Annotated in this window: 16 protein-coding genes; 5 read left to right on the top strand and 11 right to left on the bottom strand. The window is 44.9% G+C overall.

Translation table 11 applies throughout. The features are described from left to right. Window positions 1-44 precede the first annotated feature (44 nt). The 5 genes from purB to rluE all read right to left on the bottom strand — a co-directional run bounded on the left by purB (window position 45) and on the right by rluE (window position 4469). Complete coding sequence (purB, locus tag L865_RS0105850; RefSeq protein ID WP_028772373.1) at window positions 45-1415, bottom strand: adenylosuccinate lyase; 1371 nt, start codon at window positions 1413-1415, stop codon at window positions 45-47. Window positions 1416-1442: 27 nt separating this feature from the next. Next, the gene (gene hflD, locus L865_RS0105845; RefSeq protein ID WP_028772372.1) at window positions 1443-2060 is read right to left on the bottom strand and encodes a high frequency lysogenization protein HflD; all 618 of its coding nucleotides are present in this window, start codon (window positions 2058-2060) and stop codon (window positions 1443-1445) included. A 3-nt stretch (window positions 2061-2063) separates the two neighbouring features. Beyond that, complete coding sequence (mnmA, locus tag L865_RS0105840; protein ID WP_028772371.1) at window positions 2064-3179, bottom strand: tRNA 2-thiouridine(34) synthase MnmA; 1116 nt, start codon at window positions 3177-3179, stop codon at window positions 2064-2066. Window positions 3180-3314: 135 nt separating this feature from the next. Beyond that, window positions 3315-3767: an NUDIX hydrolase gene (locus L865_RS0105835; protein ID WP_028772370.1), complete on the bottom strand. Its 453-nt coding sequence runs from the start codon at window positions 3765-3767 to the stop codon at window positions 3315-3317. A 12-nt stretch (window positions 3768-3779) separates the two neighbouring features. Then, window positions 3780-4469, bottom strand: coding sequence for a 23S rRNA pseudouridine(2457) synthase RluE (gene rluE / locus L865_RS0105830; protein WP_037470620.1), 690 nt, complete (start codon window positions 4467-4469; stop codon window positions 3780-3782). A gap of 306 nt (window positions 4470-4775) precedes the next feature. On the opposite strand from rluE, the gene L865_RS0105825 reads away from it, so the two are divergent. Beyond that, a complete protein-coding gene (locus L865_RS0105825) occupies window positions 4776-6995 on the top strand; it encodes an NADP-dependent isocitrate dehydrogenase (RefSeq protein WP_028772368.1) in 2220 nt (739 codons plus the stop codon). Window positions 6996-7271: 276 nt separating this feature from the next. Here the strand turns inward: L865_RS0105825 and cspD are convergent, their stop codons facing one another. Beyond that, window positions 7272-7478, bottom strand: a complete 207-nt coding sequence (cspD, locus tag L865_RS0105820; protein ID WP_028772367.1) for a cold shock domain-containing protein CspD — start codon at window positions 7476-7478, stop codon at window positions 7272-7274. Between the two features lie 247 nt (window positions 7479-7725). Here cspD and clpS point away from each other — a divergent pair, with 247 nt between their 5' ends. Together clpS and clpA are read left to right on the top strand one after the other, a co-directional pair. Continuing rightward, window positions 7726-8034 carry an ATP-dependent Clp protease adapter ClpS gene (gene clpS, locus L865_RS0105815; RefSeq protein ID WP_028772366.1) on the top strand — a complete coding sequence of 103 codons (309 nt, stop codon included), beginning with the start codon at window positions 7726-7728 and terminating at the stop codon, window positions 8032-8034. A 35-nt stretch (window positions 8035-8069) separates the two neighbouring features. Continuing rightward, window positions 8070-10328, top strand: coding sequence for an ATP-dependent Clp protease ATP-binding subunit ClpA (clpA, locus tag L865_RS0105810; RefSeq protein WP_028772365.1), 2259 nt, complete (start codon window positions 8070-8072; stop codon window positions 10326-10328). Between the two features lie 121 nt (window positions 10329-10449). Here clpA and infA read toward each other — a convergent pair whose 3' ends face one another. The 3 genes from infA to aat all read right to left on the bottom strand — a co-directional run bounded on the left by infA (window position 10450) and on the right by aat (window position 12479). After that, window positions 10450-10668 (bottom strand): translation initiation factor IF-1, encoded by a 219-nt coding sequence (infA, locus tag L865_RS0105800; protein ID WP_011865366.1) that lies wholly within the window; start codon window positions 10666-10668, stop codon window positions 10450-10452. Between the two features lie 397 nt (window positions 10669-11065). After that, on the bottom strand, window positions 11066-11779 hold the full coding sequence (locus L865_RS0105795) for an arginyltransferase (RefSeq protein ID WP_028772364.1): 714 nt from the start codon (window positions 11777-11779) through the stop codon (window positions 11066-11068). After that, on the bottom strand, window positions 11769-12479 hold the full coding sequence (aat, locus tag L865_RS0105790; protein WP_028772363.1) for a leucyl/phenylalanyl-tRNA--protein transferase: 711 nt from the start codon (window positions 12477-12479) through the stop codon (window positions 11769-11771). The genes L865_RS0105795 and aat overlap by 11 nt, the downstream gene beginning before the upstream one ends. Window positions 12480-12532: 53 nt before the next feature. Here aat and L865_RS0105785 point away from each other — a divergent pair, with 53 nt between their 5' ends. Continuing rightward, complete coding sequence (locus L865_RS0105785; RefSeq protein WP_028772362.1) at window positions 12533-13006, top strand: outer membrane lipoprotein; 474 nt, start codon at window positions 12533-12535, stop codon at window positions 13004-13006. 60 nt (window positions 13007-13066) lie between these two features. Here the strand turns inward: L865_RS0105785 and pdxY are convergent, their stop codons facing one another. Beyond that, entirely contained in the window at window positions 13067-13921 is an 855-nt protein-coding gene (gene pdxY / locus L865_RS0105780) for a pyridoxal kinase PdxY (protein WP_028772361.1), read from the bottom strand. Window positions 13922-14235: 314 nt separating this feature from the next. Further along, window positions 14236-14574: a hypothetical protein gene (locus tag L865_RS0105775; protein ID WP_028772360.1), complete on the bottom strand. Its 339-nt coding sequence runs from the start codon at window positions 14572-14574 to the stop codon at window positions 14236-14238. Between the two features lie 352 nt (window positions 14575-14926). On the opposite strand from L865_RS0105775, the gene L865_RS0105770 reads away from it, so the two are divergent. Next, window positions 14927-15679: a Nif3-like dinuclear metal center hexameric protein gene (locus tag L865_RS0105770; protein WP_028772359.1), complete on the top strand. Its 753-nt coding sequence runs from the start codon at window positions 14927-14929 to the stop codon at window positions 15677-15679. Window positions 15680-15832: the final 153 nt, after the last annotated feature.

Genomic DNA, 15832 nt, shown 5'->3' with positions numbered 1-15832 from the left:
GCGGTAGAAAAACTACCGCTTTGTCAGCAAAATAATCGCTTAGATTATTTTAGCTCATCAACCAATGCTTCAGCACGGCCGATGTAGTTTGCAGGTGTCATTTTTTTCAGTTCAACTTTAACATCTGCAGGTAACTCTAGGTTATCGATGAAGATAGCTAATTGCTCGCCATCGATACGTTTACCACGAGTGAGCTCTTTGAGTTTCTCATATGGCTTCTCAATGCCGTAACGACGCATAACGGTTTGTACTGGCTCAGCCAATACTTCCCAGTTTTGGTCCAGTTCAGCACGTAGATGCTCTTCATTAACTTGTAGCTTACCAATACCTTTTAATGTTGCTTGGTAGGCGATTAATGAGTGCGCCATACCCACACCAAGGTTACGTAATACAGTTGAATCGGTAAGATCACGTTGCCATCTTGATACTGGAAGCTTAGCGGCAAGGTGCTGCATTAACGCGTTAGCAATACCTAAGTTACCTTCTGAGTTTTCAAAATCGATTGGGTTAACTTTGTGTGGCATGGTTGATGAACCAATTTCACCCGCAACGGTTTTTTGTTTGAAGTGACCCAGTGCGATATAACCCCATACGTCACGATCAAAGTCGATCAGTACCGTGTTAAAGCGAGCTACAGCATCAAATAGTTCGGCAATATAGTCATGCGGTTCGATTTGAGTGGTGTAAGGGTTCCAGTTTAGACCCAGGCTAGTAACAAAACGTTGTGATAGCGTGTGCCAATCTACTTCAGGGTAGGCTGAAAGGTGAGCGTTGTAGTTACCTACAGCACCATTAATTTTACCCATGATTTCAACGCTGTTGATCTGCTTAAGCTGACGCTCAAGACGGACTGCAACGTTAGCCATCTCTTTACCTAAGGTTGATGGTGAAGCAGGCTGACCGTGGGTACGTGACATCAAAGGTACACTGCGGTATTCAGTGGCTAGCGCTTTGATTGCATCAACGATTTGTTGGCAATATGGCACTAACACTTGCTCGCGAGCTTCAAGCAGCATCAAACCGTGAGATAGGTTGTTGATATCTTCAGAAGTACAAGCAAAGTGAACAAACTCATCAATGGCGACAAGTTCGGCATTGTCAGCAATTTTTTCTTTAATGAAGTACTCAACCGCTTTTACATCGTGGTTGGTGGTCGCTTCAATGGTTTTTACTCGCTGTGCGTCTGCTTCGCTAAAGTTGTCTTTGATTTGATCAAGCAAAGCTAGCGCGGTTTCGCTAAAGGGTGGAACTTCTTCAATCTCTGGGCAGCTAGATAACAGCTTTAACCAGTTAATTTCGACTTGAACACGGTATTTTGTCAGGCCGTACTCGCTGAAAATCTCTCTAAGAGAGGCGGTTTTACTACCATAACGACCGTCTACGGGAGAGATAGCAGTTAGTGCGGAAAGTTCCATTAGAAGCTCCTTAATGAACTTGGCTTATTATAGGGTAAGACTTTTTTTAGCTATATCGACTATTGTTTTTCTTGCGAAGACAAGGTGTCTACGTTTGCCTCCGAGTTGGCGCCACAATACTGCGCTGCGCATGGCAGACAGCAATAACGCCCGGATTTTTTGTTGAACTTGAGGTTGTTTTAGAAACTCTGGATTGCCAGAGATTTGGATTTTTGGCCCTAAATTGCTGATGATATCGCTATAGATACCAGCAAAATTGGCGACAACCTGTTCATCGGTAATTTCAAAATGGTGCAGCTGACGATCAACTTGGTTAATCCGTTCAGCCAGCATGCCCATGGCGTTTGATGCGCGCGCTAACTTGCGCTCTAACGCTAAAATGCCCACTAAGTAACGGGTGACCTCAACGTCTTTTGATTTGTCATCGCCCAGTTGATTCACGATCATTTGGTAGCCTTTATTTAAGGCGACTTTATCGGCATAGACATCGGTGGTGTTATCAGGATTTGTGACGAGTATGCTTGAGAGTGCCGCGGCTAATTGGTCGGTATCAGTTCGGCCGTGGCGAGCAACATATTGTACTTGGGCGATGGCTTGTAAAATACCAGCAAACGCCATGGTGCGGTCAAAAATCGGATCGCTCACAGATTATTCTCTTATTAGGCTGTCAATAATGCCGCCACCGAGGCAGACATCGTTATCATAAAATACGGCAGACTGACCAGGTGTTACTGCTGCAACGGGCTCATCGAACAACACCTTAATACGATCAGGTCCTTCAATGGTTAAGGTACATGCCACATCGCGCTGACGATAGCGGGTTTTAACGGTAATTTTTGCCCCAGTTGCCGGTCCGGTGCGATCGACCCAGTGCAGTTGGTCAGCATAAAAGCCAACCGACATTAAGCGTGGATGTTGACCACCTTGGCCTACAACCAACACATTGCGGTCAAGATCTTTATCGACCACGTACCAAGGATCATCGTTGCTGTTTTTCATGCCACCAATGCCTAAGCCTTTGCGTTGGCCCAGCGTGTGATACATCAACCCTTGGTGTTCGCCGATAACTTCACCTTCAGCGGTTTCAATTTTGCCCGGTTGTGCCGGCAAGAATGTGCTGAGGAAATCGGTGAACTTGCGCTCGCCAATAAAGCAGATACCCGTACTGTCTTTTTTATCGTGGGTAATTAAGCCCATCTCTTTAGCAATATCGCGAACTTCACTTTTTTGCAGTTCGCCAACAGGGAATAACGAGCGGGCAATCTGCTCATGGCTAAGTGTATATAAGAAGTAGCTTTGGTCTTTATTGTTGTCTACACCGCGTAACATTTGGCTTTGGCCTGTGTCATCGCTGCGGCGGACATAGTGGCCCATGGCAATATAGTCGGCGTCGAGAATATCGTCAGCAAAGTCTAGAAACGCTTTGAATTTAATCTCTTTGTTACACATGATATCTGGGTTAGGTGTTCTGCCTGCTTTATATTCAGCGAGGAAGTACTCAAAGACGTTGTCCCAGTATTCCGAAGCAAAATTGACCGTGTGTAAGGTAATGCCCAATTTGTCACATACCGCTTGTGCATCTTTTAGATCTTCAGCTGCTGCACAGTATTCGTCGGTATCATCTTCTTCCCAATTTTTCATGAATAGGCCTTCAACTTGATAGCCTTGTTTCATCAATAAATATGCAGATACAGAAGAGTCCACACCGCCAGACATGCCGACGATGACTTTTTTACCGTTTGGATTGGGTTCGATTAATGCCATAGATCCTAAAAACCGTTTAATTCTTTACAGCGAAATCATGACCGCTTGAGCCTACCGGCCCGAGAGCAAGTTAAGATTTCAGTTTGCCGCATTTAGCGGGGGCATATTCTATCATGCATTATCACGCGGGGCTAACTACAGAAAGCGCGAATTGAGAAGCGTCAGCGGAAAGTGTTTTCCATTTTGATGATCTGTTATCGATTGCATGACTAACGGACTGCGTAATTTATCGGCCCGCTGGTTAATTTCCGCCGCACTGAGCCACAAAGTGCGGTTAATTGCGGTGTCGATAGGTGCCGATGCTAATGGCTCATTTAGCTCAACAACAAAGGTGTAGCGCACAAAGGCTAAGCAGTCATTGGCGCTGAACTGATAAATGGCCAGTAAGTGATCAGGGCTTAGTGTTAATCCGGTCTCTTCCAAACATTCGCGCACACAGGCATCGATAATTGATTCATTGGCTTCAAGGTGACCAGCAGGTTGGTTATAGCGCAGTTGGCCATCAATGATCTCTTCGACCATTAAATAGCGCCCTTGGCAGTGAACGACACAAGCAACGGTAGTATTAGGTTTATAGCGCTCTGTCATCTTGCCTCCTATTTATTGCGCCAACACGCGATATTCGCCGTTGTCTAGATTATCTAGGCTCCATTGGCCTATTTTATAACGAATCAATCTGAGGGTCGGGTAACCCACATGGGCAGTCATCCGCCTTACTTGACGATTTCGCCCTTCACAAATCTCAATCGACAACCAAGTGGTCGCAATATTCTTGCGCTCTCTAATGGGGGGATTCCGTGGCCAAACCGCAGGCTCGTGTATCACATTGACTTTGGCGGGCAGGGTGGGGCCATCTTTTAAGGTCACGCCTGCTCTTAGCTGTTCAAGAGCTTCGGCTGTCGGTTCACCTTCGACCTGCACCCAATAAGTTTTGAAAGTTTTCTTTTTTGGCTGAGTAATCTTGGCTTGCAACTGACCGTCATTAGTCAACAGCAGTAGACCTTCACTGTCCCTGTCTAGTCGGCCAGCGGCATAGACATCTTCGACCGGTATGTAGTCTTTTAGAGTTTGCCTGCCTTGCTCATCGGTAAATTGGCACAGCACATCAAATGGCTTATTGAATAATACGATAACCGGATTGTCACTGCGCGGCTTGGTACTGGCGCGACTAGGTTTGCCACGTCGCTGCGGCGCAGCCTTACTCTGGCTAGCGGCAGGTCTTTGCTTGTTTCGCCACGATGTTTTGCGGCCGTTTTGACCTTTGGGTTTGGAACAATTTGATGCAGTCAAGGCAATTAAGTTCTGGCATAGTGAGGATTGATTCGACTATTGTACTTGGCATTCGCCATTAGTGGAATTTGAATATTACTGTGGATCATTTATGATGTTCGCCATAAAAATGTGATCTAAAGCAAGTTATTAACCCATTTTGATATGTACAACGCGCGTAGTAATGCGTTTGCTGGCCCATCAATACACCAGTTCTCATCGTTACTCGCCAAAAAAAGGGCGTAGACCCTCATCGAAACTTTATAAGAATTAGAAGATTTTTATTAATTATTAACGCTTTATTTTATAAAACACGTAGGACACAAAATGAACGATAAGCCAACGATTATCTATACGGAAACTGACGAAGCCCCCGCGCTAGCAACACTTTCTTTTTTACCGATTATTCAAAAGTTTACCCAAGCAGCAGGCGTAAGTGTTGAAACACGCGACATTTCACTTTCTGGCCGTGTAATTGCCAACTTTCCAGAGAGTTTAACTGCTGAGCAGCGTATATCAGATGCATTGGCTGAACTCGGTGAGCTAGCTAAGCAGCCTCAAGCTAACATCATCAAACTGCCTAACATCAGCGCCTCTATTCCGCAGCTCAAAGCTTGTATCAGTGAGCTACAAGCTAAAGGTTACGATCTGCCTAACTATCCTGATGAGCCAAAGAATGCTCAGGAAGAAGAGGTGAAGTCTCGTTACGACAAAATTAAAGGTAGCGCAGTAAACCCAGTATTGCGTGAAGGTAACTCTGACCGTCGTGCACCAGGTTCAGTTAAGAACTATGCCAAGAAAAATCCACACTCAATGGGCGCCTGGAGCAGCGAGTCTAAATCACACGTTGCCCATATGGATGGCGGTGACTTTTATGGTAGCGAGCAATCATTGACCCTTGCTGCTGATACCCAAGTTGATATCGTACTTAAGCAGGCCGATGGCCAACAAACTACGCTTAAATCTGGTTTAGCGCTGCTTGCAGGTGAGGTTGTTGATGCCGCTGTGATGAGCAACAAAGCATTGGTTGCCTATTTAGAGCGCGAAATTGCTGCAGCGAAAGATGAAGATGTATTGCTGTCACTGCACCTTAAAGCGACCATGATGAAAGTGTCTGACCCCATTTTATTTGGTCATGCAGTTAAAGTTTACTATAAGTCGCTTTTTGCTAAGCACGGCGAGCTATTTGAGCAATTAGGTGTTGATGTTAACAATGGTTTTGGCGATGTCTATGCCAAACTAGCCAATGTTGATGCTGCTAAGCGCGCGGAAATTGAAACCGATATCGCTGCAATTTATGCCGAGCGTCCAGAACTTGCCATGGTCGATTCAGACAAAGGCATCACTAACTTACATGTACCAAGCGATGTGATCATTGATGCATCTATGCCAGCGGCTATTCGCTCTTCTGGTCAAATGTGGGGACCTGATGGCAAGCTTAAAGATACTAAAGCCTTGATCCCTGATCGTAGTTACGCTGGTGTCTATCAAGAAACCATTAGCTTCTGTAAAGCAAATGGTGCATTTGACCCAACCACAATGGGCAGCGTACCAAACGTTGGCCTGATGGCGCAAAAAGCGGAAGAGTACGGTAGCCACGACAAAACCTTTGAAGTTGCGGCTAACGGTAGCATTGAAGTGATTGACGCTGCAGGTAACGTATTACTATCGCATAGCGTTGAGCAGGGTGATATTTGGAGAATGTGCCAAGTTAAAGATGGACCTATCCGCGATTGGGTTAAATTAGCGGTTAACCGTTCACGCCTGTCGAATACACCTGCGGTATTTTGGCTAGATGCAAATCGTGCTCACGATGCGCAACTGATTGCTAAAGTAAATACTTACCTAAAAGATCATGATACTGGCGGCCTTGAGCTGCATATCATGTCGCCTGTTGACGCGACTAAGTTCTCGCTAGCGCGCATTAAAGAAGGCAAAGATACTATCTCAGTAACAGGTAACGTACTTCGTGATTATCTAACTGACTTATTCCCAATCTTAGAACTTGGCACTAGTGCTAAAATGCTGTCAATTGTCCCGCTAATGAATGGTGGCGGTTTATTTGAAACCGGTGCTGGTGGTAGTGCACCTAAGCATGTTCAGCAGGTTGAGAAAGAAGGTCATTTACGTTGGGATTCATTGGGTGAGTTTTTAGCATTAGCGGCTTCGCTAGAGCATTTAAGCCAAACTAATAATAACCCACGTGCCCAAGTGTTAGCTGATTCGCTTGATAGTGCGATTGGTAAGTTCTTAGATGAGAACCGTTCACCTTCACGCCGTGTAGGTGAGCTTGACAACCGTGGTAGCCATTTTTATCTAGCACAGTTCTGGGCTGAAGCCTTAGCTGCGCAAGATGCCGATGCTGACTTAAAAGCCCAGTTTGCAGGATTAGCTTCATCGTTAATTGAGAATGAAGCTAAAATCGTTGCCGAGCTAAATGGCGCGCAAGGCCCAGCGGTTGACCTAGGCGGTTATTTCCGACTAGATGCAGCTAAAGCCTCAACGGCAATGCGCCCAAGTGCGACATTGAACAGCTTGTTTAGCTAATACATACGTTATGATGGTAAAAGGGAGCTAAGGCTCCCTTTTTTATTTTTAAGCTTGCTTGCGGTGTAATATCAATCAGCATAAATCTGCTTATTCAAATGTGTAACTGAAATTGGATAAGGTATATTTAACCGTGTTGACTGAAGAGGGCTTAGGCTATTTTCGATATTAGGTTAATAGCATGTTGATAATGGAAGTGGATATATAGTGGTGATAATTATCTTGCAGACATAAAAAAGGCAGGGTAATGTCCCTGCCTTTTTATGATCGCGCCGACTATTTTGTGGGCGATATTGCTGAAGCGTGCATCCCTTTTGGACCTTGTTCTACTTCAAATTGAACCGGTTGGCCTGCTTTTAGAGTTCGATAGCCTTCCATTTCAATGGTAGAATAGTGTGCAAAAACATCCTCACCACCAGCATCAGGGCAGATAAACCCAAAACCTTTGGCGTTGTTGAACCATTTAACAGTTCCGTTTGCCATACTTCCACTTCCTTCTGTTGTTTACTTACCAGTAAGATAGTAAAACTTATAATGACGGGAAATATTCACCGTCTATTGAACAGAATGAAAGCAGTACAAGAATAAGTCAAGACTTAGTTAACAAAAAAGCAACAATTAAACAAAAAAGTTGTATCAATTGCACTTTTAGATGTAGACATAAAGGGTAATTGTTAGTTGTAATGGCTAACAGTTGGAATAAGCCAAAACTAGAGGCTAATATTTAACAATGGGTAAAGCAGGAAATATTGAACATGTTGAAGAACGAGTTGAAGCAGAAGTCACTCCGCCTTCCATGTACAAAGTCATTTTGAATAATGACGATTACACCCCGATGGATTTTGTCATTGAGGTTTTACAAATGTTTTTCAAGAAGAATGAGCAAGAAGCGACCAACATCATGCTTGCCATTCATCATCAAGGCAAAGGGATTTGCGGTGTTTTTCCTTTTGGAATCGCAGAAACTAAAGTTGCGCAGGTAAATCAATTTGCCAGACAAAACCAACATCCGTTACTGTGTTCATTAGAGAAAGCCTAAATTTGTGAGTTTTGTAGTTCATTTAGGGGGTGCTTATGCTAAACAAAGATCTTGAGGTCACCTTGAATCTGGCATTTCAACAAGCCAGAGACGCGCGTCATGAATATATGACAGTAGAGCATCTATTGTTGGCGTTAATCGATAACCCAGCTGCGCAAGAAGCCTTGGTAGCTTGCGGCGCCAATTTAGATAAGTTGCGCGAAGAAGTCTCCAGTTTTATTCAACAAACAACCCCAATTATTTCCGATCCAGAAGATGACCGCGAAACTCAGCCGACGCTGGGGTTTCAACGAGTACTACAGCGCGCCGTTTTTCATGTGCAATCGTCTGGGCGCAACGAAGTGACTGGCGCGAACGTGCTGGTTGCTATTTTTAGCGAACAAGAGTCACAAGCGGTCTATTTACTGCGCAATGGTGAAATCACACGATTAGACGTGGTGAATTATATCTCCCACGGGGTGGGCAAAGATGAAATCGACTCGCCATCAGAGCAAGAGCAAATAGAGGACCAAAGCGAGGCGCAAGAGGAAAAGAGCAAGTTATCCCAGTTTACCGCCAACCTTAATGAAGAAGCTAAGGCCGGTAATATTGACCCTTTGATCGGCCGAGCTGATGAAATTGAGCGCTCGATTCAAATTCTATGTCGTCGCCGTAAGAATAACCCTTTACTGGTGGGGGAGGCTGGTGTTGGTAAAACCGCTATAGCTGAAGGGCTAGCGTACCGCATTGTCAATGAAGAAGTACCAGAAGTGATGCTAGAGGCAACTGTTTATTCATTGGATTTAGGCGCATTGCTAGCCGGCACCAAATATCGTGGTGATTTTGAGAAACGTTTTAAGGCGTTACTTAAAGAGCTTAAAAATGATGAGCATGCCATTTTATTTATTGATGAAATTCATACCATCATTGGCGCTGGTGCCGCATCAGGCGGGGTGATGGATGCATCTAACCTGTTAAAGCCGCTGCTATCTAGTGGTAACTTACGCTGCATGGGCTCGACGACTTTCCAAGAATACCAAAGTATTTTTGAAAAAGACCGCGCCTTAGCACGCCGGTTCCAAAAAATAGACATCAATGAGCCTTCGGTTGCAGAAACCACTAAGATCCTGCAAGGGCTGAAGTCTAAATACGAAGAGCACCATAGCGTGCGATATACACAAGCGGCGTTAAGCACTGCAGCGAGATTGTCCGATAAGCATATTAACGACCGTCACCTGCCTGACAAAGCCATTGATGTGATAGATGAAGCTGGGGCGCGTATGGCGATGCAACCGCGAAGCCGCCGCAAGAAAACCATTGGCCAGCTAGAAATTGAAGCCATTATTGCCAAAATAGCGCGAATTCCTGAGAAGTCAGTGTCGGCTACCGACAAAGATATGCTTAAGAATCTTGAGCGCAATCTGAAGATGGTGGTGTTTGGTCAAGATCAAGCGATTGAAGCGCTAAGCTCCGCTATTCGGTTATCAAGAAGTGGCTTAGGGGTCGATAAAAAACCCGTAGGTAGCTTTTTGTTCGCTGGACCGACAGGTGTGGGTAAAACCGAGGTGACTAATCAATTGTCATCATGCCTAGGGCTTAATTTAGTGCGCTTTGACATGTCGGAGTATATGGAAAGCCATACTGTTTCAAGGCTGATTGGTGCACCGCCAGGTTATGTGGGTTACGATCAAGGTGGCTTGTTAACTGACGCCGTAATTAAGCATCCACATTGTGTGGTATTGCTCGATGAAATTGAGAAAGCCCACCCAGATGTGTACAACTTGCTATTGCAGGTGATGGATCACGGTACCTTGACTGACAATAATGGCCGCAAAGCTGATTTTAGAAACGTGACGTTAGTGATGACCACTAACGCCGGTGTGCAAGAAACCGTGCGTAAATCAATTGGCTTTAAACAGCAAGATCACAGTCAAGATGCTCTGTCTGAGATCAACAAGGTGTTCTCTCCTGAGTTCAGAAATAGACTCGACGAGATCATTTGGTTTAATCATCTTGATATGACAGTTATTGCTAAAGTGGTTGATAAGTTCTTAGTAGAGCTTCAGGCGCAGCTGGACGATAAATCAGTAACTTTAGAGGTCAGTGATGAAGCACGGACGTTATTAGCTGAGAAAGGCTATGACAAAGCCATGGGGGCACGCCCAATGGCAAGAGTCGTGACTGAGCTGATTAAGCGCCCATTAGCCGATGAGATTTTGTTCGGCAACCTTGAAAAAGGTGGCGTAGCCCATGTCGATGCTAACGGCGATGAGATTGTGATTGAAACTCACAGCCAGGAAAAGGTCACCAGCTAAAAACTGATTTAACTTAGCTATGAAAAAACCGCTTCTAGTAAGCGGTTTTTTATTTTTTGTTGAGATCAGGCATAAAAAAACCAGCGAACAGCTGGTTTTTAATAATACGTCGTTAGCTAACTTAGCGTGAACGGAAGACGATGCGCCCTTTGCTCAGATCATAAGGGGTCAGCTGAACTGTGACCTTATCACCCGTTAGAATACGGATGTAGTTTTTACGCATTTTACCAGAGATATGGGCAATTACTACGTGTCCATTCTCAAGCTCAACTCGAAACATTGTATTTGGCAAGGTTTCAAGAATAGTGCCTTGCATCTCAATGTTGTCTTCTTTCGCCATTAATCAGTTATCCTGTTAGCCTTCAAATATTAAAAACGGGCGTATCATGCCGCAAAATCAAGCCGCTGTAAAGCTCAGGTTAAGTTTCGCAGCTAAAACTTAGCGTTTAAGTGATGATTATACCAATCAGCATAAACATTTAGTCACTCAGCGAGAGTTTAGCGGTTCTGAGGCAAGGCAACGAGTGAAGAGCATAGTTATTCTACGGTTAAGCTCGTTAACACAGCATCAGAATCGCTAAAACTCGCCATTCTGGCGCGTTTTTGGCTACCTACTTCTGCGTTGAATAACCTCACAAGGGAGCAACCATTGTTTCAGTACTCACTTTGAATTAGCCGGCCTTGAATTAGTTTGCCAAAAGCGCGCTGAGTAGATCAAATTCTTATACTGATTGGTATTACTTGTCTATTTCACTTTGCAACCATCCCTGTTGGGTTAAAACCTGGTAGGGGTGAAAATTGCGTTTGTAGTTCATTTTGCGAGATTCATCGATCTGGTAACCTAAATAGATAAACGATTTGCGCATCAGTTTCGCCAGTTGCAACTGAATCAAAATCATCATATTGCCTAATGATCGTTTATGTTGCTCAGGGGCAAAAAAACTATAGATTGCCGAAAGCGAGTTAGGCAGTACATCGGTGACAGCGACGCCAATCAGTTCATCTTCATGCAATATTTCTATCAGGATTGGCGAGGTCCATTTCGCTTTCACAAATTGTTGGTATTGTTCCGGTGTAGCTGGGTACATTGGTCCGTCTTTGTGGCGCTCGTTTACGTAGCGCTCATACAAAGCGTATTGCGCAGGTGTGTGGGCATCGGCTATACGCCAGCTTAGGTCGCGATTATTGCGCATGGTACGTTTTTGACGCCGAGAAGGCACAAACTGCTCAACAGGAATACGAATCGGCAAGCAGGCATTGCATTGAGGGCATTGTGGTTTATATATCGTGCCGCCACTGCGCCTAAAGCCAAGCGCCAGTAGATGCTCAAACAAATTATCGTTCAGATGATCTTCTTGTAGTACTAGCAGTTGTTCTTGCTTGCTAGGCAGATAACTACAGGCGAAGGTACCAGTCATACCAAGTTGTATGGTTTGTGACTTAGAGGTCAAGGAATATCTCCTTGGGATGCCAGACATCATCGGCGACGCGATTATCACGAAAACGTTTTAATAGAGAAATGAAATCACTGCGTTTTAATGCTTTCGCCCCCAAAGACTCTAAATGCGGGTTCACAACTTGTGCATCAATCAGTTTAAATTGATTGGCCAATAAATATTGATGCAACATCATCATGGCGGCTTTTGAGGCATTGGTTTGTCGATGAAACATAGATTCACCACAAAACACTTGGCCAATGGCTATTCCATATAAGCCACCAATCAACTCTTTTTCATGCCACACCTCTAGTGAATGGGCTTGGCGTTGTTGGTGTAATAGACCATAGGCAGTGGCAATGTCGGCCGTTATCCAAGTGCCATCTTGATCAGGCCTTGGTGCTGCGCACCCTTTGACGACATCATCAAAGGCATGATTAATGGTAAAGCGCCAAGCTTGTTTACGGACAAATTTGCGTAAACTCTTGCTGATGTGCAAACTGCCAGGCACAAATACGGCACGTGGATCCGGTGACCACCACAAGATAGGGTCATCGGCATTAAACCAAGGAAATATTCCATTGTAATAAGCGCTTAACAGCCTGTCTGGGTGTAAATCTCCGCCAATGGCCAGCAACCCATTTGGATCCCTGAGGGCTTGCTCAGGTGAGGGGAAGGGGGCGAGGTCATTATTTAAATAAGACAGAGAGTTCACTTTTGAGTAAAATTCCTTATAGGGCCTACTAATAAGTTAGCGGAAAAATAGCGATGTTGAAACCTCAAGTACATGCACTTGCTTATGTTTGGTTAATTTTTGGCTGTATCTTTAACGTATCGGCCAATTATGATCGTAATACTGCACAGCCAGTGCAAAAAGTCGAATATGGCACAGTTGAGTCGGTACGCAATATTACCGAAAGCCAGCTGGTTGAAGACCGTAATCAGGGCTGGCGCACCTTTGGTGGCGCATTAATTGGTGGCGTTATTGGTCATCAGTTTGGTGGCGGTAGCGGCCAAGATGTGGCGACCGTGTTAGGTGCCATATTGGGTGGCGGAATAGGCCATCGCTCAGGTCAAAGCTATTACCAACAAATACAATTGGTAGAGTTGATGATCCGCTATGAAGATGATGAGCGAGTGATGGTGATCCAAGACAAAGACCCCGGCATGATATTTAATGCCGGAGATGAGGTGAGAGTGGTGTATCTAGCCAGCGGCGTACGGGTTGATATGGCGATGTAAGCCGCAAAGTTGCCTGGCTACTAGCTAGTGATTTAGTCAGCTAAGACGCAGTACAACAGATTACAAACGTTCAGCGCGATAGTTTGCCGTTGGCGATACCAATTGTTGCTGTGCGGCGATGGTTTGTAATTCCCATTGTTGTCGTTTTTGCGTCTCAGTTAATACTCCATAGCTGGCGTTGGTTGCGTGTTCAAATGCCGCAACGGTATCTTGGCCTTGAAGTAACGCCGCAGTGAAAAGGGCGGTAATGAGATCTCCCACTCCAACGGGTTGTTTGTCAAAGGTAAGCTGAGGACGTTGGATGAGGTAGTGCCCCTCCTGCGTGGCTAGCATCATTGTAAAATGTGTATCTGATACACTGTGTAAGTGCTTCACCAGCACGACTTTAGGGCCTAAAGACAAGGCTTTATCACACGCTTTTCGAGCATCTTCTAAGTTATTAATGGCCATTTTAGTAAATTGAGCCAGCTCAAATTGATTCGGTACAATCACATCCGCGATGGGCATCACGTGCTTTATCAGCGCATCTGTTATCCCATCAGCTAAAATACACCCTTTTTGTGGATCGCCCATAACTGGGTCGCAAACATAAATGGCATCACTGTTGTGTTGTTTAGCCTTGGTAACGGTGTTGATAATGGCCTGGCATTGCTCAGCACTGCCTTGGTAGCCGCTTATCACCGCCTGGCAGTGGCGCAGTTGGTCGATATTGATCAGGCCATTGACGAGATCATCGATATCGCTAGCAGCAAAAGCTCGCCCAGTCCATCCTTGAGCGTATTGAGTGTGGTTAGAGAATTGCACCGTGTGTATCGGCCACACTTCTATTCCCATGCGCTGCAGAGGAAATATTGCCGAGCTGTTGCCTGCGTGACCAAATACCACATGAGATTGAATAGAGATGATGCCTTTCATTGCGCGTATTACCTTGATTCAGTTGCACGATAGTGAGCCGACAGTTAGCCAACTTGAGTGCGGATGATAATAGTATGCGGCCCGGATACAAATAATACTAATCACATATTGGCGGCGTTGTTGGCAAACTGTGAGCTTGGTTTCACTATCGGTAATGCTGCGCTGGTGCTTTGCTACCGCGATTTTTGATTGCAGGGGGAAAGCAAATAAAAGTGACAGTTTATTCTGATATTTGAACGCTGTTAGCTATTTGGAGGGTTATTTGGCAAAAAAAAGGAGCCATCTGGCTCCTTAATATTTTCTGTTGCTAATGATTAAAAGCCACGTGGCAATTGGCCTTTACCTGCCAACTTTTCACGCCATAGCTCTTTAGGTGTTTTGCCACCAGATTTGTTAGCTGCAGCTTTTTTGGCTGCTGGTTGTTTTGCAGCGCTCTTTTTGGCAGCAGGTGCTTTAGCTGGTTCAGCTTTAGCCGCTGGTGCTTCACCACCCATTTCTGCAAGCATAGTTTCAAGTTCGCTAAAACGTAGCGACTTACCGCCATCGATTTTGTACCAGCTACCTTTTTGCTCAATCGCAACAGCCTTTCCTTCTTGCTTAGAAAGGGCTGACTCCAGTGCGCTGATCACTTCTTCTTTGGTCAGTTTTGACATAGTAATAACCTGTTTATTTATAATGTTTACTTGAAGGTTTGGCCTAATTTTATAGCGCAAAGCACTAAAATGTCCAATTTTCACTAACATTCAATGCATTTCAGTGACATGAGACGCTGAAATTTGCATTTATGAGACCCACTACTTGCAGGATTTTTACTCTGTGCAAAGCGCTGTTATTCTAAGTGATTCACCCGCGCCGCTTTATTGCTCGTGCTAGGTTAATTATTCAATACACTGTTATATACTGGCAGTGAGTTCGCTAGCCAATTGGTCTGTGTCCGGTCCAACATCAGTGCTGGTCGCGAGCAATTAAAGGGTTAAAGCAAGTATTGTTAGCTGAGGAAAGTAAATGAAACGTACAGAATTAACCGCATACCTCAATGAGTATTTACAGGTAGGGTTATACAAGGACTATGCGCCAAACGGCTTACAAGTTGAAGGCAGCAATGACATAACCACTATTGTGACCGGTGTTACCGCCTGTCAGGCATTGATAGCGCGAGCGGTTGAGCTTAATGCCGATGCATTGCTAGTGCATCATGGTTTCTTTTGGAAAGGCGAGCCAGAGGTAATAACCGGCATGAAGTATCGGCGTATTAAAGCCTTAATGGACAATAATATTAATCTATTAGGCTATCACTTACCCGTCGATGGGCATCCAGAAATCGGCAATAACGCCGAACTGGGACGTAAAATGGGAATGGCTAATGCGGCATCAATAGAAGGGGTTGCGCAAGGTTTAGTATGGCAAGGCGAGTTAGTGACGCCAGAATCCCCCGAGGCATTTGCTGGACGTCTGCATCATGCCCTAGGCCGCATGCCTGTTTATTTTGGTGCTGAGGTCGAACAGATCAAACGAGTGGCGTGGTGTACAGGTGGCGCACAAGACTATATTGATATCGCGGTTAATGCTGGCGCAGATGCGTTTATTAGTGGAGAAATGTCGGAGCGCACCTACCACAGCGCAGTAGAGCAGGGAATTCAGTATTTTAGTGCAGGGCATCATGCGACCGAACGCTATGGGATTAAAGCATTGGGTGAGCATTTAGCGACTCAATTTGGCTTAACTCATCATTTTGTTGATATTGATAACCCAGTTTAATGAGGTTGTCTAGTCCTAAAATAGGTTGACGGTTTTTATTAAGCCAGTTGGTATTCCCAACTGGCTTTTTCATGCACCTCATTTGGGGTTTTCATTCCTAAACTAAGGTGCGGCCGTAATTGATTATAAATCTCTATCGATTCCTTGATTAAA

This window comes from Shewanella waksmanii ATCC BAA-643 (genome assembly GCF_000518805.1).
GTDB classification, from domain to species: domain Bacteria; phylum Pseudomonadota; class Gammaproteobacteria; order Enterobacterales; family Shewanellaceae; genus Shewanella; species Shewanella waksmanii.
The sequence above is the reverse complement of the archived record's forward strand: the minus strand, read 5'-3'. Positions and strand labels throughout refer to the sequence as shown.